The organism is Anaerobacillus sp. QJM3NY_32 (assembly GCF_056173645.1).
The window spans coordinates 1,252,305-1,270,678 of record NZ_CM149684.1; the positions used below are offsets into that span (position 1 = coordinate 1,252,305).

The window sequence follows — 18,374 nt, forward strand, 5'->3', positions numbered from 1 at the left end:
TTTAAATGGTCGACATCGTGGGAGTGGGAATCATTTTTTCCTAGCCTCTATTCTTTTTTTGAATCGTCTCATTCATTCTCTCTCAAGAATGCTTAGCTCAAGCATTCTTTTTTTATTTTCACATCCAACAACTGTTTTATTTGAGGAAAGAAAACTAAGTACGTCTAAATGAATAATATATATTGCAAAATGACGTTAATAATATATAATGGAAAAAGAAGGATATGATGTAGATTAATAAAAGTAGAGGGGGATGACGATGAGTATTGAAATGCGTAATCTTTCGAAGACGTTCAATAAGAAAGAGCGAGCACTTACAGACATTGATTTCACGCTACGAAAAGGAGAGGTTGTTGGACTGGTCGGGCCAAATGGTGCGGGAAAGACAACGCTGATGAAAATTATCGCTGGTATTATCGTGCAATATGATGGAAAGCTAGCGTTTCGTGATCGTAGCTCAGTTGGAAGTTTAATCGAAAAGCCGAAGTTCTTTCCGAACAAAAGCGGGCGTTATAACATCCGCTATTTCCGTGCTTTGTATGGAGGAAGTGATTTCCAGATGGACGAAATCGTGCAGTCTCTTGGAATGGAATCGTACTTATCAAAAAAGGTGAAGCATTATTCTCTTGGTATGAAGCAGCGTCTTGGAATTGCGCTTGCGTTAATTTCAAACCCAGATTATCTCGTATTAGATGAACCTACGAACGGCATGGATCCGGATGGGATTCGGAATATCCTTGGATACTTAAAGCGATTAGTGAAAGAAAGAGATATTGGCATTCTGATTTCGAGTCACATTTTAGAAGACGTTGAGAATATGAGCGATCGGGTTTATGTGATTAAAGGCGGTCGACTGATCAACGAATATGCAAGGGAACAAAGCTGTGGAGAGATTCTCGCACTCACGTTCTTAGAAGAAGACGTTGAACAGGCAAAGCATTTGTTATGTGGGTATAAAGGAGTGAGGCGAAATCAGAATGTCATTTCGTTTCAGTATGATGGAAATATGAAGCAGGTGCTGAAACCGTTAAGTCATCATGATCTTTATCCTACGGATGTGAAAAGGAAAAAGGAAACGCTTGAAGATTTTTATTTTCAGCATATGGAGAGTGAAGCGAAGTGAATGTTGGACAATATCTAAAGCTTGAGATGAAACGTAATCTAGTTAGTTTGCCATTGTTCTTGTCGATTGTGTTTTCCTTCGTTTTCGGGGGAGGGATTATCTATTCGATTTATCAGATGGATGGCCCGTTTCAACCTGAGAATGTGTCAGGGTTATATTCCGGCATTGCAACGGTTGCGCTTGGTGTGTATTGTGCAAAAATCGTTATTGCTGATCTGCATTACGGTACGATCTATCTACTGTTTACGTCAGCTCAAGATCGGATTATATTTTTGGTGTCACGCGTGATTGTCATCACGAGTGTGTCGTTGGTGTACGGACTTGGGTGCGCGGCGTTGCTTTTTGTGAATCATGAATTAAATGGTCAGGCCTTTTCATTAGCGGATGTAGGCAAAGCTTTACTTCAGTATGTGTTATTCGGCGTCTTTTTCACCTTACTTTTTCAAGTGATTTCAATGTATTATCAAAAGGTGATGCAGCTGTTAATCCTGTCGCTCGTTACGATTTTAGTGCTACCAGGATTGCTTGGCATCGTGTTTCAGGTCGATGCGGTTCCTGATTTTGTGAAGGATCTCGTTGCGTATGCACCGGTTTATAGCTTGCCGAATCAGCTGCCGTTTCTCGCGTTAGGTGGCCTTGAAATTAGTGTAACCGCGATTGTAAGCTTGCTCTTATTTGCGTTCGCTTATTACCGATTACCGAAAATAGATTATTAGAAAAGAGCAGGAGGGATTCCTATGGGATTCGGGTTTAAGAAAAAGCAGAAAGACGAACGGCTGACGACTCTTCAAAATAAGATTTACCGGGAAATGTATATTCTTATTGTGGTGATTTGTGCTCTATCAGTTTTGTATAAACAGTTTCTGGTTGAGGGCGGAATACAGCATGTATGGACGGAGATTATTATTTTTAGTGCCAGTTCTGGGTATTATCTTATACGATCAACGATGCTTGGAATTTTCTCAGATGAGGTAGAGATGCACGATCGATCGAGTAAGGTGAGCTTTAGTAAACGGAATTTCTTGATCAGTCTTCTCTTGGGAGTGGGGTTTTCTCTTTTCCTTGCGGTTAGAAACTCTTTGAAGTATGGAGAAGGTGCTGAGGAAACATTTTATTTTTTTCTCAGTATTTTATTAGGGTGCTTAATGATTTACATTCCTGTCTTATTTGTCATAATGGTGGTACCCTATGCGGTAGCGAAGTATAAAAGTGATAAGACAAATGAGCAGGAATTGGAAGAGATGGATGATGAAGATGTGCGGTGATCAATTGTGAAGAATGTGAGATTAAAAATGGCAAGAGTGGAGCACGATCTCTCCCAGCAAGAGCTTGCCAAAAAGGTTGGCGTGTCGAGACAGACGATTGGACTGATTGAGCTAGGGAAATATAACCCTACGCTGCAGCTTTGTTTATCGATCTGTTGGGCGTTAGAGAAGTCCCTTGATGAATTGTTTTGGATGGATCCTGAATAGAAGAGAAGCTACGTTATTCTACGAGGTGTAGTGTAACGTAGCTTTTTTAGTCTTATTTTGTTTTCTTACCGAAATTTTGGGCAAGCGAAATAATGCCTACAAGAAAACAAGGAAAACTGACGAGTAACGCCTCGAACCATGAATTTCCGATTGTGCGGTATAAGAGAATGACGAAGATCGCGACGATAAAGTATGTAGGTATAAATTTTTTTGATAAAAGTAATTCACTCAGAATGAAACAACTCCTCTTAATCGGAACTATTTTTTCCGTATCCGGTTATTTTATCAGAAATGCCACCTCATAATATAGTAAAGTTAATCTATCGAAAAGGAAATCGATTGATCATGGAGGTCAAACAAATGCGACAGCGTCTTGTTGGTATTTTACTGTTTCATGAAGTAGAAGTCTTGGATTTTGCGGGTCCCTTTGAAGTATTTTCGATTACAACTTTACTAGAGTCGAACGAAAAGCCTTTTGTGGTTAAAACGATCTCAGAAAATGGGGGAATGGTTACGGCGCGTAATGGATTAAACGTGCAGCCCGATTATGGTTTCGACGACCACCCTTCGTTTGATATCGTCATTATTCCAGGTGGGTATGGCGCTGAACAGATTGAAATCAACAATCCTCGGATAATTGCATGGATTCAAGATCAGAACTCAAAAGTGGAGTTGATGACATCGGTTTGTACGGGAGCTTTGCTGCTGGCGAAAGCAGGTGTGCTTGATGGAAGAAAAGCGACAACTCATTGGATGGATCTTGATCGATTAGAAGAGGAATTTCCAGAGGTCTCCGTTCAACGGAATGTGAAATTCGTTGATGAAGGTTCGATTTTAACATCAGGGGGCATTTCTGCAGGTATCAATTTGTCGTTCCATATGATCGCTCGGCTACATGGTAAGGAAGTCGCATTAAAGACAGCGAAACAAATGGAATATGATATTACGATTGAGTGATTTGTTTATCATGAAAAGCGAGCAATGTACCGATAAAGGAGTGAATTCAGTGGAGATTAAAGTAGATGATTTAAGCGGACCTGAAGTGGCTGAATTATTGAATGACCATATCCAAAGTATGCAAAAGCATTCTCCACCGGAAAGTAAGCATGCGCTGGATCTAGAGGGGTTACGGAAGCCTGAGATTACGTTTTGGAGTGCTTGGGAAGCGGGTGACTTAATTGGATGTGTAGCGCTTCAAAGATTGAACAGCCTCCACGCTGAGATTAAGTCCATGAAAACAGCTTCTGCTCATCTAAGAAAGGGTGTCGCAAAAAGACTTCTTCAACACGTTATTGATGAAGCGAAAGCGCGTGGATACGAACGGTTGAGTCTTGAAACAGGTTCAATGGAAGTCTTTCAGCCGGCCAGGCGTTTGTATGCAAGCTTCGGATTTCACGAGTGTCAGCCGTTTGCGGGGTATAGGGAAGATCCGAATAGTGTGTTTATGAGTTTGGAGATGTAAGATTGTTTTCTATGATGTGTCATTTAGAGAGAAGTAAAAGGAGTGCTAATGGTTCAGTCAATTAGCACTTCTTTTCGTTGTAGGGTGGCATCTTGTATTAATTCAGAGTAATTTTCCTTTTTAGGAAATACGAAAAAGCGTTCATCGATAAGATAATCGTATAAAACAGGGTAGCCTGTATGGGCCGCTGGAGTTTTTTTTATGTTTTTATGCTCCTCTTGATGGAAACAATAAAATCCAGGTTAGTTTACTCCTGACAAGGGTAGTTAGTAGAAGTGATATAAACTCTTAAGAACAGAATGGTGATCAAATGGGGTTCTTTTACTATATAAAGAAATATTTAAAAATGTCGAGACGTCAGCGGAAAAGTGAATTGAATTCAACCATTTGGTTTATGCCATTTTGGTATATTGTTGGAGCTGTAGGTTTATCTATTTTCACCTATTATCTCGACTATGTTGTGGATGTTAGCTTGTATCTGCCAGTTGGAATTGGCTTTAGTGGACAGACGCTACAGGTTCTATTGAGTGCACTTGTAGGAGGGGTGCTGACACTAAGTGCCTTTACACTTAACTCCTTACTTGTTGCCCTGACGACGTTTAGCGGGCAGTTTTCTTCTAAAATGCTTGTCAACTTCGTTAGTGACCGAGCGACGCAGCATGTACTCGGTATTTTTAACGGAAGTTTTATTTACGTCCTCTTAAACTTCTTATACGTGACGCACGGAGAAGAGGAGTATGTAGTTGCGACACCTGTTTTATCCATTCTGACAGCTATTACAGCCGCCATAACGTTTATTTATTTCATCAACCATACTGCTACGTGGATGCAAGTTCATAATATCAGTTTCAATATGAATGCTAAGTCAAAATTAGTGCAGGCTTCTCTTGAAGAAGAATTAAAGCCTTTTCACCTTGAGAAGGAAGTAGAGAAGGAAGATATTCCTTCAGATCCTGATGGAAAAGTTATCAAAACCAACCAATCTGGTTATCTTCAAGTCGCTGACTTTTCAAGGTTGATTAAACAAGCGAATAGAGACGACGTTCTCCTCAGGTTCGATGTTAGAATTGGAGAATTCGTCATAGCAGGCACACCACTGCTTACTTATTGGGAACATGGACAAGTGATGAATCCAGACCGCTACTTGAAATCCATTGAAATCGGGGTCAAACAAACAGAGATTCAAGATCTGGAATATGGTCTTATTAAGCTTGCCGAATTAGCTATTAAGGCTTTGGGTCACAATGATCCGCTTACGGTGACGAATACCATTCATCAGATTGCTGATTTGTTGAATAGTATTGGCAAATCAAAGAATTTCTCTCCCTACCTTTTTGATCAGGAAAAGAAGCTACGAATTATCTTAAATCAAAAAGATTTTAGTTATTACCTTCACAAGGGATTTGCTTCCATTCGTGAATATGCCAATCAAAACACAACAATTATAACGGCGCTTTTAACGATGATTGCCCAGCTAAGTAAAACAATGGATGAGGAAGCACACAAAGATCTATGGGAATTTGCCCGCCAGACGATTTTAGGGTTTGATAACTACAGTCTGTACGAAAATGATTGTCTGCACATTTTAGAGCCTTTATCCGTACTTGCTAAAAAGACGGGTAATGAGAAGGATTATCTGTTCCTACTTGAATACATGCTGGAGCGGGTTAGTTCGAAGAGTGCTTCTAAGATGCCTTCTTCAAATTAAGCTATCATGAAAAGGAACAACCACGTTAAAGGTAGTTTATTTCCTGGTAGGTATTGAAAAAACGATAAAAGACATCCTGCCGTTTTTCTTCGCAGGCATTGTGATTGTATTGCTTGTTACCTATATTCCATCTCTAACGCTTTGGTTGCCTGAGCTGTTTGAGTAAAGGAAATTGTTGGATACAAATGAGAAAAGGACTTATCCGTAGAAACGGGTAAGTCCTTTCTCATTTATTTTGAAAGTACTGCCTTCCCAACTTTCTGGCCATACTGAGGCTATTCGTTAAAAAGAGGTGGGTCTTATGGATATATTGATGGATGCCTTGAAGGTTATCTTCCGGATAGTAACGATTCTTCCATTCATGCTCGCCATCGGACTCTATATGGGGAAGCGATCTATTGGAGAACTACCTGTATTTGATTTTCTAGTCGTTCTTGTATTTGGCGCTGTGGTAGGAGCGGATATCGCTGATCCTGAGATTGATCATATTCACACGGTTATTGCGATGATTGCGATCGGATTGCTACAGAAGTTAATTTCAAGGATAAAGATAAAGCATCAGAAGTTAGGAAAGCTTCTTACGTTCGAACCTACTGTTGTGATGTACAATGGAGTATTCCTTAAAGACAACATGAAGCAGATTCAATATTCGATTGATAATGTCCTTCAGATGCTTCGAGAAAAGGACGTTTTCCATACAGAAGATGTCGAGCTTGCCATTGTGGAGGCTAATGGAAGACTTAGTGTGAAACTATATCCAAGTAAAGAGAGCGTTGTTCGTGAAGATATGGCGATCGATAAGCAGGCCAATGATGTTGAGATTCCTGTTATTTTGGATGGGCGAGTACAGAAGGATATACTGCAGCACTTAGGGCTTACTGAAGCATGGCTAATGGATCAGCTTGAAAAAAGAGGGGAGCCTGCTGCATCTTCGTTATTTTACGCCGGAGTTAATGCAAAGCATGAGTTAGTTATTTCTAGGAAGGATCAAGCGTCAAATCATGTTCCGCCTTTTCGACACTGAACAGAGGGAGCGGCGACTTATACAAGAGGTTTGGATAGAAGCTGCATAAAGAAACTCAGGCGTTGGCCTGAGTTTCTTTATGATTTCCGCTTTGATTTGGTTTCTAGTGGACGACCAGCTTGGTCATCTTGAGAAGGAGCCAGATCGGCTTCATTCGTGTACGATTTCTTACTAGCAAAAGGTTGATTAGCGTATTGCTTCTTGTTAAGTTTCATTTGAATCACCCCTGGTTGTTAGAGTGTCTAATAGGAGCGAAATTATACATAGAGCTTAATCGACAAGTAATGACAGGAATCGGGAGGTGACAGGCACTCGCGACCTCGCGAATTCGCCAAAACCCGTGCATCCTGAAATGGAAAAAGCTATGATGATAGTGGAACATTTAATTTCAGTGAGAACGATACAAAAACATCGAGTGAATCAGATAGGAGTTGGAGAAATGATCGAAGTGATCGTACAGAACAGAGAAGAAGCGATCGAGGCAGAAGCATTCGGAGCAGGTCGAGTTGAGCTTGTGACTGGTATTGAAGCTGGAGGGTTAACGCCAAGCTATGGAACGATAAAGTCGGTAATAAACAGTGTTACGATTCCCGTTCAGGTGATGATTCGTCCAAACGGATATAACCACTGCTACAGCGATGAGGAGAAAGAGGTTATTCTTGAAGATATCCGCATCTTAAGTGAACTCGGAGGCAAGAGGATTGTTATCGGAGGAATTACGAAGGATCATACCATTGACGAAGAGTTACTTGAAACAATCATTCAGCAGCAACCGGATATCGACATCACCCTTCATCGAGCGTTCGAAGAACTCTCTTCTCAAAAAGAAGGGTATAAAACCCTCGCTCAATACCCAAATGTGAAGCGAATTCTTACATCCGGTACCAATCAGGAAGGGCAAGAACGGATCTCTCAGCTTCAAGAGCTTGTGCGCTACTCGGCGGAAGAAAGTATTCCAACGATCATGCCAGGATCAGGACTGTCACTCGCTACTATTGAGAGCATTCACCAAGCGGTGCAAGCAGAAGAATATCATTTTGGTAAAGGCGTAAGAGTGGGAGAAGATTTTTCAAATCACTTTAGTGAAAAATCGATTAAATCGATTGAACAGGTGCTAAACAAAAGGAAGTAATCGTGGTTCATTAAATGCAAAAAGGGGTTCATACATATGCTTTTCAGCAAATTCAAAACAGCCCTGGTGACCGCCCTAATCACGTGGGTATTCGGCATTGTATTAACGACGGTAGGGGGTCTTATCTATCTAATGAGCGGGGGAGAAGGAGATATTTCTGTCGCTATTGGTAGTGCTTTTTTAATGATTATTTATCTGCTACCGTTCCTGTTAGTAGTAGGAATTGCGATTTCAATCGCCTCTGATGAGCTCACACGCGAAAGTAATCGCCGGAAGCGATATGCCTATTTTGTCCACGTCGGACTCGGAATGATGTTATTCTCGTTTATCTTTCCGATTACAAAAGTAGTAACGGACTTCGGTTATTTCATTAGTACGAGTCCCTGGCTGTTTACCGTGATTTTTACCGCTTCAGTCTTTTGGAAATTTGATGAAAAGGCAAAGGGAAAGTTAGCGCGTACTTCTTTCCAAGTTTCGTAAGCTCAATACAACATGTCAAAGAAAGGTGATGAGCAAATGGATGACGCAAAACGGAAAGAGAAAGAAAAATGGAATGTGACGGTGCTTGTGGTTTTAGTCTTCCTATCATTCCTTTTTCAAGTCTCAATCGTATATGGCTTCTTAAGCTATACTATCTATTTGTTTATCAGCTACTTTTTCTTTTATAAACCAATACGAATGTGGGATGTTGTTTTTTATTTAGGTATGGTTATTGCTTTATTTATTGCACTTAAATTAACCACTTAGCGCTACCAATGTAAACAGCGACCTTCTCTCTAAACAACTGTAGCAAAGGATTTATCGTTCCAATCAGTATTCCGCCATCGATGCTTTCAGTTTCAATATTCTAAAAACATTCAAGAAACCGGTTTACAAATTTTTAGAATAATGTTGCTTTTCTAACGATATAATCTTATAATCAGTTTATGAAAACGCTTTACTTTGATGTGAATCGTTCATTTTTTTATTCATTTAGGAAACCGGTTTCCAAGCGTTTTTAAAAATCGCATGAGGGGGAAGTAACGGTGAAAATCAAAAGCAAAAAGAAGTGGTTGGGGTTAGGACTGGCGTCGCTGCTTGTATTTTCTTTAGCAGCTTGTAATGGAAATGACAGTACGTCTGGCGATGGCGGTGATGAAGAGGTTACGTTGAATTTCTGGGCATTTGGTGCAACGAATTATGAAGAACTTGCGAAGGAATACGAAAAGGAACATCCGAACGTGACGATTAAAGTGAGATCTGCAGAATCAGCAGAGCATCATGATGCGCTTTTTACAGCTTTGTCTGCTGGTAATGGGGCACCTGATATTGCGGCTTTGGAAGTGGATCAACTGGATCGATTCAAAGAAGCGCAGGGACGTTTTGAGAATTTATATGATCTTGGTGCGAAGGATGTGCAGGATCAATACTTAGATTGGAAATGGGAAGCTGGCGCGAATCAAGAAGGCGATTTCCTAATTGGTCTACCGACGGATATTGGCCCGAAGGCACTGTATTACCGCACGGATCTCTTTGAAGAAGCTGGACTTCCAACAGAGCCAGCGGAAGTAGAATCCCTTATTAATTCCCCTGAAGCATTTAAAGAAGCGGGAATGAAGCTGAAGGAAGAAACAGGAAAACCATTCGTGGATAGTATCGAAATGGCTTATCGCGCTTATTTAGATGCTTCTGAAAAAACATACTTAAATCCTGACGGTGAACTATTGCTAGGTGAAGAAGGAAACGACGTGAAGAAGGCATATGACTATGCTGTTGAGTTAGATGAAGCAGGCATTGTTGGCAAGCTTGAAATGTGGACACCTGAATGGGCGAACGGCGTCAACAAAGGTGAATTCGCAGCAGAGCTTGGAGCAGGATGGTTGAAGGGATGGATGGAAGGAAATGCCCCTGACGCGGTAGGAAAATGGCGCGTGGCAACACTTCCAACTGAATTCGCAGCGAACTGGGGAGGCTCTTATATTTCCATTCCAAGTGAAACAGATCATCCACAGGAAGCATATGACTTTGTTGAGTGGCTTGTATCCCCTGATAATCAGCTGAAATCATTCCAGAGCAAAGGCTTATTCCCTTCCGCTACTTCTGTCTATGACATGGAAGAGTTCAAAACGAACGAAGATGAGTTCTTTGGTGATCAAGTAACATCAACTGTTTTTGCTGAAGCGGCACAGGATATTGATGGCGCGGTCTTCAAAGGCGTGAAATACTTCCCTGTTCATCAAGAAGTATTAAATGCGCTTCATAACGTTCAAGAAGGTGGCGATCCTGAGAAAGAATGGAAAGCTGCGATTAAGCGTGCTGAGGAATTAATAGACCGATAGAAGCAGTATTTGTGATGGGATATGGTGGAAACCCACCGTATCCTACTTAATCACCGGAAGTGGGGAGAAAGCGTGATTTCAATGAGTGGACAGGAAAGAGGGGTTAAGAAGAAACGATATCGATCTGAAAAGAAAAAGGATATGATTTCAGGCTATTTGTACGTAGCGCCTTTTTTCATTATTTTTGGAGTGATTGGTCTTTATCCCGCTATATTCAGCGTTTATCTTGCGTTTCAGAAATGGAACGGATTAAGTCCAATGAGCTTTGTTGGGCTCGATAATTTTCGGATCGTTTTAGAGGATCCTCTTTTTTGGAAGTCAGTATACAATACGATCATCATGGGATTAATGGGCACGGCGCCACAAATAGTCGTCGGCATTGTGTTGGCGTTTCTATTAAATCTTACATTCCTTCGATTTAAAAATTTCTTTCGAATTACGATCTTTATGCCGTATATCACCTCGATGGTGGCGGTCGCCCTTATATTCAGTGTGTTATTTAGTAATCACGAGTCATCACTCGCCAACTACATGCTAGGCGTCTTCGGATTTGATCCGGTGAATTGGTCCACATCTGAATGGGGAACGAAAATCGCGATTTCCATTATGGTGTTCTGGCGCTGGGTTGGGTACAATACGATCATTTACTTAGCGGGGATCCAAAGCATCTCAAATGATTTATATGAAGCCGCAACGATTGATGGCGCGAATAAGTTTCAGCAGCTTCTCTATATTACGATGCCTTTGCTGAAACCGTTTATCATCTTAACAGTGTTCTTCTCAACGGTTGGGGCACTCCAGCTCTTCTCTGAGCCGACGATTTTCTTAGGCGCTGGGGCATTTACACGAGACGAAGCACTAACGGTCGTTATGTACTTGTACCGAGATGCCTTTAAGCTTCAATCCTTTGGTACGGCCTCTGCGACAGCTATTATCCTGCTTGTGATCATTCTTTTCTTTGCAACGATCAATACGCTCATCACATCAGGCAATGGCCGTAAGAAGAAGGGGGTAAGGTAATGGCGAATCGAAAGGAACGAAAAAAAGTCTCTTTCAGTAAAGTGCTCATCTATCTGTTTCTAGGACTCGCGTCACTCTTATCCTTATTCCCATTCTACTGGATGTTTGTGATGGCAACACGTCCGAGTGCAGCTTATAATTCAATCCCGCCTACGATCACGCCAGGCGGCATGCTAGTCGAGAACTTCCAGAAAGTCCTGAATCAAATTGATTTCTTTCAAGCGATGTGGAACTCCTTTCTTATTTGTTCCATCGTTACGCTAGTTGTGCTCTTTATCAGCTCGCTAGCAGGATTTGCGTTCGCGAAATTTAAATTCCCGGGCAAGAACGGATTGTTTATTGCGATTTTATTAACGATGATCATTCCCCCACAATTGGGACTGATTCCACAGTATTTTCTCGTATCGAAAGCTGGCCTTCTCGATACGCTTGCTGGGGTTATGGTTGTGTTCTTCCTTAATCCGCTCGGCATCTTCCTCATGAGACAATATGTGAGCGAATCGGTACCCGATGAGCTGATTGAGGCAGCGAAGCTCGATGGCTGTTCGAACTTTAAAATTTATCGAAGCATCGTTGTCCCGATTATTCTTCCGGCTTTTGCAACGCTCGGCATCATTGTGTTTACAGCGGTGTGGGGAGAATTCTTATGGCAATTTACGGTCTTAAGGGACCCGGAGAATTATACAATCCAGGTTGCATTAGCTTCCTTAAGTAACACGTTTAATATTGATTTCGGAATGATTCTCTCAGGCGTGTTCTGGGCAACGATTCCATTGCTCATTATTTTCTTACTGTTTAACCGCCTATTTATTTCGAGTATTACAGAAGGATCAGTAAAATAGAGGCTCAGCCGATATAGAAATTGCTTCACATAGCGTTTCTTAGTAAGCTATCAGTATAAATTCTATTATGATCTCAGAAGGGATAGCGATGAGCCTAACGATTAAAGATATTGCACAAATGGCAGGAGTATCAAGAGCGACCGTTTCGAAAATTATTAACAATTACGGTGGCATTAGTGAAGGAACGAAGAAAAAGGTTCTTAAAGTAATCGAAGAAACAGGCTTTCAGCCAAGCTTTTCAGCTAAGGCGCTAGCGACAAAAAAATCGAATCTCATTGGCCTGATCTATGCTGGCCGAGTGAACGTTGATTTTACACATCCTTTCTTTATGGAAGTGGTAACAGCTTTTAAGAAAACAGTTGGGTTACTAGGATATGACATCTTAATGTTCTCGAATGAACAGTTTTATCAGGATAATGGAAGCTACCTTGCAAGGTGCAGGCATTTTCATGTGGATGGCTGTTTGATCATCACAGGTGAGGAAATTGAGGATGCCATTTATGAGCTAGTGGAAAGCGACATCCCGTGTATGGGCATCGATCTAGAGCTCAATGGCCCAAGCTCAAGCTATGTGATGACAGACAACATTAACTTGTCTACGAAAGTGATTCAGCATCTGTATCTTAATTCGGTAAAAGATATTGCTTTCATCGGTGGGGGATCAGATTCTGCGATTTCTAACTTGCGAGAAAAAGGGTTCCTACAATCGATGAATCAATTTGGTCTAGAAGTGAGAAAAGAGTGGATTCAGTACGGTGATTTTCATGAAGAGAGCGGTTACGAAGCAATGAATCGAATCCTCCAGGGAGAAGCTAGACCTGAGGCGGTATTTGCGGCTTCCGACATGATGGCCTTTGGTGCGCTTAGAGCGATTAAAGAAGCAGGACTCTCAGTTCCTGAAGATATCCGCCTAGTCGGGTGTGATGATATCGATGCCTGTCGCTACAGTGCTCCGCAGCTCACGACTGTAAGGCAGAATAAAGAGCTGCTCGGTAAGCTTGCTGCTCATAGGCTTCATGATTTAACAAATGGTAAAACAGAATTGAAACCTGTTTTTATTGATTCAGAATTGATCGTGAGAGAATCTTGTGGAAGTAAAGTATAACGACTGACGTGATAATGGAGGGAAGACAATGGCAATTATACAATTTCCAAATGATATGAAGTGGGGCGCGGCAACCGCAGCCTATCAAATCGAAGGGGCCGTAGATGAAGGTGGACGAGGCCAATCGATTTGGGACACCTTTTCGCATACGCCTGGAAATGTGAAGAACGGAGATAACGGAGATGTCGCTTGTGATAGCTACCACCGTTATGAAGAAGATATTGCATTGATGAAGGAGCTAGGCATTGAAATGTATCGCTTCTCCGTCTCCTGGCCGCGTATTTTTCCGAATGGCACAGGGAACGTCAATGAAGAAGGTCTTCAGTATTACCATCGTTTTGTTGACGCCCTACTAGATCATGGCATTGAACCTATGTGTACACTTTATCACTGGGATTTGCCGCAGGCCCTTCAGGACAACGGTGGATGGGCAAGCAGAGAAACGACGGATGCGTTTGCTGATTATGCTGAGCTTATGTTTAACGAATTTAATGGGAAAATAAAGCACTGGATTACGATCAATGAACCATGGTGCGTGTCTTTCCTATCAAACTTCATCGGCGTTCACGCACCAGGCAATCAGGATCTCCAGCTTGCGACTACTATTTCACATCATCTTCTATTAGCACACGGAAAAGCGGTTACGAGATTCAGAGAGTTAGAAATGGAAGGTAACATCGGGTATGCCCCAAACCTCGAATGGAATGAGCCATACAGCAATAAGCAGGAGGACATTGACGCCTGCAATCGTGGAATGGGTTGGTTTATCGAATGGTTCTTTGATCCAGTCTTTAAAGGACGCTACCCGGAATTTATGCTGAACTGGTTTGAGAAAAAAGGAGTTTCCCTTACGCTTGAAGATGGCGACCTTGACGTTATTAGTCAGCCTATCGACTTTGTTGGGATCAATTACTACACAGGAAGCGTCGGAAGGTATAAAGAAAACGAGGAATTATTTGATTTAGAGAAAATCGATATCGGCTATGATAAAACGGATATTGGCTGGAACGTATACGGAGAAGGCTTCTATAAGGTCCTTAGCAAATTAAAGGATCAATATGGTGATGTTCCGATCTACATTACCGAAAACGGTGCCTGCTATAACGACGGCGTTGAAGATGGTCAAGTTAAAGATGAGCGCCGGATCGAGTATTTAAAGCAGCATCTTACCTCATTAAGTCGGAGTATAGAAGCAGGCGTGAACATTAAAGGCTACTTAACATGGTCTCTGCTTGATAACTTCGAGTGGGCAGAAGGCTATGATAAACGCTTCGGGCTCGTCCACGTTAATTTCCGTACGCTAGAACGAACGAAGAAGGATAGCTATTATTGGTACAAGCAGACGATTGATAATGGTTGGTTTGATATGGAGTAGGATAGTTCCCCTCACCGTGTGGCGGTGGGGGGATTTTGATTTACCGTAGAGTCTCATACTCTATATTAGTCGGATGATGGAAAAAAAGAGGAGGACCCTTAAGAGAAATCGAAATAGCAAGACGGAGGGATTGTATATGAACTATGCCGTATCGGTAACAGATACAACAAAAACAAATGAGATTGAAAAGAGCGGACTACAGCTATTAGCATTTCTTGATACATATGAGAGTGCGCTGCAAGAAATTACGACCGTTGAGGAGCCGCCAAGAGGGATTGTTTTCCACGATTTAGAATCAGCCACAAAGCTGTATTCGACGATTCCATTGCCCGCCTACACTTCGAGAGACTTGATCCACTTAACCCCATTACGAGACACGTGGAAAGATATTTATCTATCCACGGTAAAAGATGTGAAAGAGGCAGCGGATTATTATGAAAACCTTGAAATGGTCGATGTAGCAGAGCTTGTTGCCCATGAATTCACGCACCACGCTGACTTCTTCCATTCAGAATTCGATGATTGGGAAGAAGAGAATGCGAATGATATGTGGTTCGAAGAAGGCATTTGCTTCTACTTACCTCGGAAGCTCTTATTGACAGAAGAGCGATTTGAAAAAGTGATGAAGGTGGAGCGGCTGTTAATTGACGCTCATAAAGAAGAGTACGGTGAATACACGCTAGACGCATTTGGAGAAGCGGGCTATCGAGGTGGAGACGACTTCTCATATTCGGCTGCGTTTTATGATTATTGGAGAAGTACGACTACAGTTGCTGAGCTAATTGATGGTTACTGTGAAGGCGACGTACGTGAGCTTATTCGCTTATATCGCAAGTGGGTAGAAGGCGGAGAAAAAGGGCGCCTTCAGGATTACTTTATTAATAGGTTTGAACTTTCGGATGAAGTGGCGAGAGGGCTTTGGTTGAGGTGAGGTAATTGGGAGCGACAAATTATGACATAAAGCGGGTGGTGCCTGGCACCATCCGCTTTTCTCTTATAGTGCTTCACGTATAACTTTTTTATAGTAAGCGACTGATAACCCGCCGAAGATTGAATAAAGCAATGTATAGATTCCCATAACGATCAGCATTGGCGTATACAATTCGGTTCCAAAGAAGAACCAGCCGGAACGAACGGCAAAGTAGCCGTGAAGAAGTCCAACAACAAGGGGGATGCCGAAGTTAACAAGCTGCTTGCCGCGGATGCCACGTGAGAGATCCGCTTGTGTGAAACCGAGTTTTCTGAGAACAGTATAATTCGGACGTTCTTCTTCTCCTTCATTCATTTGTTTAAAGTAGAGGATACATCCTGACGTGATCAGGAAGGTAAGTCCTAGAAATCCTACGATAAACATGATAAGACCCATGTTTTCCTTTTGCTCTTGAAAGGATTGATATTGAGAGCTGTTCCCCTGGTCCTGTTCGAAGGAAAGTGACTGAAATAGCTCAGTTGCTTCTGGTAACGTTGACTGATTTACAAGGTTATATCCAAAATAGGTTAAAGGCTCATCTTGTATTTCTTCATCCATATCTTTTTGAAGAGAAGCAAAGGTCGTTTCATCCACTACAACCGTAGGTAGTCCACCATCAGAATAAGAATACGGGAGGATGTAGTCACTTTTCAATCCAAGATAATCTTGAGCTATTACCTTCTCTTTTCCTTCAATTTGAATGACGCCAGCGTTATCAAAACGAATGACGGATTCAAGAATTTTGCTAAATCCGGTAAAAACCGCTTCATTAGAAGACACATCTATTTCTTCAAGTGTTTGATCACTAATGACAGGTAACACCATTTCGGATGCATCAAAAGCCGTCCCGGACTGTTGTTTAGTAAGGATTTCTTCTGTCAAAACGGTCGCTTGAAGAACTTCCATTTCTTTGGTCGTGAAATCATAGCCTCTAGCCTTCAATTCCTTTTCAAATATAGCCGCATTTTGTTCCTCGGCAAGGGAGAAATGGTCCGGAATGTTTTGTTTCGATGTTTTTTCTGCTGAGTAATACGAAATATAGCTAAGTGAAGAAAGAGCGATCGCGAGTGCTGATACAGTCGTAATAATTGTAAGCAGAAGCGAGTTGGATTTCATTCGAAACATGATTGATGATAGAGAAAGTACATCATTAATGTTCAGATAGCCTTCTTTACGCTTCCGAATTAGGTTGGCGACGAATCGAATGGATCCTTTGTAGAAAAGGTAAGTTCCCAAAATAACGGATCCGAGAATAAAGGCCATGGCAAAGAGAAGTTCGTTCATGGCTGAAAAATCGCCATCAAACAGCCTGCTCGATACGTAATAACCTGCCATAATCAGAATGAGTCCAAGCACACCCATGATGACTTCTCGAATGGAAATGTTCTTTATCCGTTCTTCAGATTTAGAGGTCACGTGGAACAGAGAGAGAATACTTTGTGCTTTAATAAAGATCCAGTTCGTTATCAAAATGATACCGAAAATGGCGAAGAAAACAATCACTGTTTGCAGCAGGGCAGCAGAGGAAAAGTTCAGACTTGCCACTCCATCAATGCCAGTAGCTTTGAAGAGGATCATTTGGATCAGCTTGGAAAATGCAAATCCGACAAAAATACCTAAACTCATAGAGCCAATATAAATGAGTAAATTTTCTACGGTTAAGATTCGGAAGATGCGACCTTTTGTCATGCCAATTAATTGAAAGAGTCCGATTTCTTTTCCGCGTTGTTTAATAAAAATGCTGTTTGCGTATATGAGAAAAACGGTTACGATCACGACAAGCATGATTGAAGCCGCTCGGATGGCGGCTGTCATTTTAGCTGAAGTTTCCATGTTGTCGACACCCGGGTCATATTGAAGAGTGACGAAGGAAAAGTAGAGTCCGACACTAAAGATCAGGGCAAAGACGTACAAATAATAGTTTTTCATGTTCTTCTTTAAGTTCTTCAGAATTATGTGATTAATGCTCATACTGCACACCACCGAGCACGCCTTGAGTCTTCATGATGTCTTTTAGAAACGATTGGCGTGATTCCGTCCCTTTATTGAGCTGTGTATAGATGCGGCCGTCGCGTATAAAGATGACGCGACTGCTATAGCTAGCTGCAACGGGATCATGCGTAACCATTGCAATCGTGGCTTCGCGCGTTTCGTTTAAGTCGCTTAGCTTATTCAGAAGATCGGAAGCTGACTTTGAATCGAGTGCTCCAGTAGGCTCATCGGCGAAGATAATGCTTGGGTTATGAACGAAGGCTCGAGCGGCAGAAGTACGCTGCTTTTGTCCTCCTGATAGTTCATTTGGGTATTTATCCTGGAGATCATGAATGCCAAGCTCACCTGCAAGAGCCTCAAAAGCTGCAGTAGCCTCTTGTTTAGAAACTTTCGCAATCGAAAGGGGAAGCAGGACATTCTCTTTCACGGTTAACGTATCAAGCAGATTATATTCTTGAAAAATAAAGCCAAGATGTCGTTTTCGAAATTCAGCGAGCTGCTTTTCTTTTTGCTTTGTCATTTCTTTTCCTTCAATTTTAATCGATCCGCCACTCACACGATCGATGGATGAAAGCACGTTTAGTAGTGTTGTTTTTCCAGACCCAGATGCCCCCATAATGCTTATAAATTCCCCGCGTTCGATCGAAACGTCGATACCCATTAATACTTCTTGCTTCAAAAACTTATTTCCATAGCTTTTTTGAATTTTACTTGCTTCAAGTACGGTGGTCATCCAATTCCTCCAATGTTTAAGTGATAGTTTCATTATAAAAAGGAGGCGCAACTCTTTCCCTCGATTCGCCGAACAATAAGAGAAGGCATGTGACATTG

20 protein-coding genes are annotated in these 18,374 nt (G+C 41.7%); 17 read left to right on the top strand and 3 right to left on the bottom strand.

The window, feature by feature from the left end; all coding sequences use genetic code 11:
• Positions 1 to 259 precede the first annotated feature (259 nt).
• The 8 genes from AC0VYH_RS06755 to AC0VYH_RS06790 all read left to right on the top strand — a co-directional run bounded on the left by AC0VYH_RS06755 (position 260) and on the right by AC0VYH_RS06790 (position 6,789).
• Positions 260 to 1,123, top strand: a complete 864-nt coding sequence (locus AC0VYH_RS06755; protein ID WP_475373524.1) for an ABC transporter ATP-binding protein — start codon at positions 260 to 262, stop codon at positions 1,121 to 1,123.
• Positions 1,120 to 1,839 (top strand): hypothetical protein, encoded by a 720-nt coding sequence (locus AC0VYH_RS06760; RefSeq protein ID WP_475373525.1) that lies wholly within the window; start codon positions 1,120 to 1,122, stop codon positions 1,837 to 1,839. Before AC0VYH_RS06755 ends, AC0VYH_RS06760 begins: the two co-directional genes overlap by 4 nt.
• Before the next feature lie 21 nt (positions 1,840 to 1,860).
• Entirely contained in the window at positions 1,861 to 2,388 is a 528-nt protein-coding gene (locus tag AC0VYH_RS06765; RefSeq protein WP_475373526.1) for a DUF6773 family protein, read from the top strand.
• A gap of 6 nt (positions 2,389 to 2,394) precedes the next feature.
• Complete coding sequence (locus tag AC0VYH_RS06770) at positions 2,395 to 2,595, top strand: helix-turn-helix transcriptional regulator (protein WP_475373527.1); 201 nt, start codon at positions 2,395 to 2,397, stop codon at positions 2,593 to 2,595.
• A 360-nt stretch (positions 2,596 to 2,955) separates the two neighbouring features.
• Entirely contained in the window at positions 2,956 to 3,552 is a 597-nt protein-coding gene (locus AC0VYH_RS06775; protein ID WP_427391774.1) for a DJ-1/PfpI family protein, read from the top strand.
• Between the two features lie 49 nt (positions 3,553 to 3,601).
• On the top strand, positions 3,602 to 4,057 hold the full coding sequence (locus AC0VYH_RS06780; protein ID WP_475373528.1) for a GNAT family N-acetyltransferase: 456 nt from the start codon (positions 3,602 to 3,604) through the stop codon (positions 4,055 to 4,057).
• A gap of 346 nt (positions 4,058 to 4,403) precedes the next feature.
• Entirely contained in the window at positions 4,404 to 5,765 is a 1,362-nt protein-coding gene (locus AC0VYH_RS06785; RefSeq protein WP_475373529.1) for a DUF2254 domain-containing protein, read from the top strand.
• Between the two features lie 301 nt (positions 5,766 to 6,066).
• A complete protein-coding gene (locus AC0VYH_RS06790; RefSeq protein ID WP_475373530.1) occupies positions 6,067 to 6,789 on the top strand; it encodes a DUF421 domain-containing protein in 723 nt (240 codons plus the stop codon).
• Positions 6,790 to 6,866: 77 nt separating this feature from the next.
• Here AC0VYH_RS06790 and AC0VYH_RS06795 read toward each other — a convergent pair whose 3' ends face one another.
• Positions 6,867 to 7,004: a hypothetical protein gene (locus AC0VYH_RS06795; RefSeq protein ID WP_475366952.1), complete on the bottom strand. Its 138-nt coding sequence runs from the start codon at positions 7,002 to 7,004 to the stop codon at positions 6,867 to 6,869.
• A 224-nt stretch (positions 7,005 to 7,228) separates the two neighbouring features.
• On the opposite strand from AC0VYH_RS06795, the gene AC0VYH_RS06800 reads away from it, so the two are divergent.
• The 9 genes from AC0VYH_RS06800 (at position 7,229) to AC0VYH_RS06840 (ending at position 15,512) form a co-directional block, all read left to right on the top strand.
• On the top strand, positions 7,229 to 7,921 hold the full coding sequence (locus AC0VYH_RS06800) for a copper homeostasis protein CutC (RefSeq protein ID WP_475373531.1): 693 nt from the start codon (positions 7,229 to 7,231) through the stop codon (positions 7,919 to 7,921).
• A 36-nt stretch (positions 7,922 to 7,957) separates the two neighbouring features.
• Positions 7,958 to 8,401: a hypothetical protein gene (locus tag AC0VYH_RS06805; protein WP_475366954.1), complete on the top strand. Its 444-nt coding sequence runs from the start codon at positions 7,958 to 7,960 to the stop codon at positions 8,399 to 8,401.
• Positions 8,402 to 8,437: 36 nt separating this feature from the next.
• Positions 8,438 to 8,668, top strand: a complete 231-nt coding sequence (locus tag AC0VYH_RS06810; RefSeq protein ID WP_475373532.1) for a hypothetical protein — start codon at positions 8,438 to 8,440, stop codon at positions 8,666 to 8,668.
• A 284-nt stretch (positions 8,669 to 8,952) separates the two neighbouring features.
• Entirely contained in the window at positions 8,953 to 10,239 is a 1,287-nt protein-coding gene (locus AC0VYH_RS06815; RefSeq protein WP_475373781.1) for an ABC transporter substrate-binding protein, read from the top strand.
• Positions 10,240 to 10,320: 81 nt separating this feature from the next.
• On the top strand, positions 10,321 to 11,259 hold the full coding sequence (locus tag AC0VYH_RS06820; RefSeq protein ID WP_226612502.1) for a carbohydrate ABC transporter permease: 939 nt from the start codon (positions 10,321 to 10,323) through the stop codon (positions 11,257 to 11,259).
• A complete protein-coding gene (locus AC0VYH_RS06825) occupies positions 11,259 to 12,101 on the top strand; it encodes a carbohydrate ABC transporter permease (protein ID WP_226612072.1) in 843 nt (280 codons plus the stop codon). Before AC0VYH_RS06820 ends, AC0VYH_RS06825 begins: the two co-directional genes overlap by 1 nt.
• Positions 12,102 to 12,189: 88 nt before the next feature.
• On the top strand, positions 12,190 to 13,206 hold the full coding sequence (locus AC0VYH_RS06830; protein WP_475373533.1) for a LacI family DNA-binding transcriptional regulator: 1,017 nt from the start codon (positions 12,190 to 12,192) through the stop codon (positions 13,204 to 13,206).
• A gap of 28 nt (positions 13,207 to 13,234) precedes the next feature.
• Positions 13,235 to 14,581: a GH1 family beta-glucosidase gene (locus tag AC0VYH_RS06835; protein WP_475373534.1), complete on the top strand. Its 1,347-nt coding sequence runs from the start codon at positions 13,235 to 13,237 to the stop codon at positions 14,579 to 14,581.
• Between the two features lie 136 nt (positions 14,582 to 14,717).
• Entirely contained in the window at positions 14,718 to 15,512 is a 795-nt protein-coding gene (locus AC0VYH_RS06840) for a hypothetical protein (RefSeq protein ID WP_475373535.1), read from the top strand.
• Positions 15,513 to 15,575: 63 nt separating this feature from the next.
• Here the strand turns inward: AC0VYH_RS06840 and AC0VYH_RS06845 are convergent, their stop codons facing one another.
• Positions 15,576 to 17,522, bottom strand: coding sequence for an FtsX-like permease family protein (locus tag AC0VYH_RS06845; RefSeq protein WP_475373536.1), 1,947 nt, complete (start codon positions 17,520 to 17,522; stop codon positions 15,576 to 15,578).
• Positions 17,512 to 18,276 carry an ABC transporter ATP-binding protein gene (locus AC0VYH_RS06850; protein WP_475373537.1) on the bottom strand — a complete coding sequence of 255 codons (765 nt, stop codon included), beginning with the start codon at positions 18,274 to 18,276 and terminating at the stop codon, positions 17,512 to 17,514. Before AC0VYH_RS06850 ends, AC0VYH_RS06845 begins: the two co-directional genes overlap by 11 nt.
• Between the last annotated feature and the right edge of the window lie 98 nt (positions 18,277 to 18,374).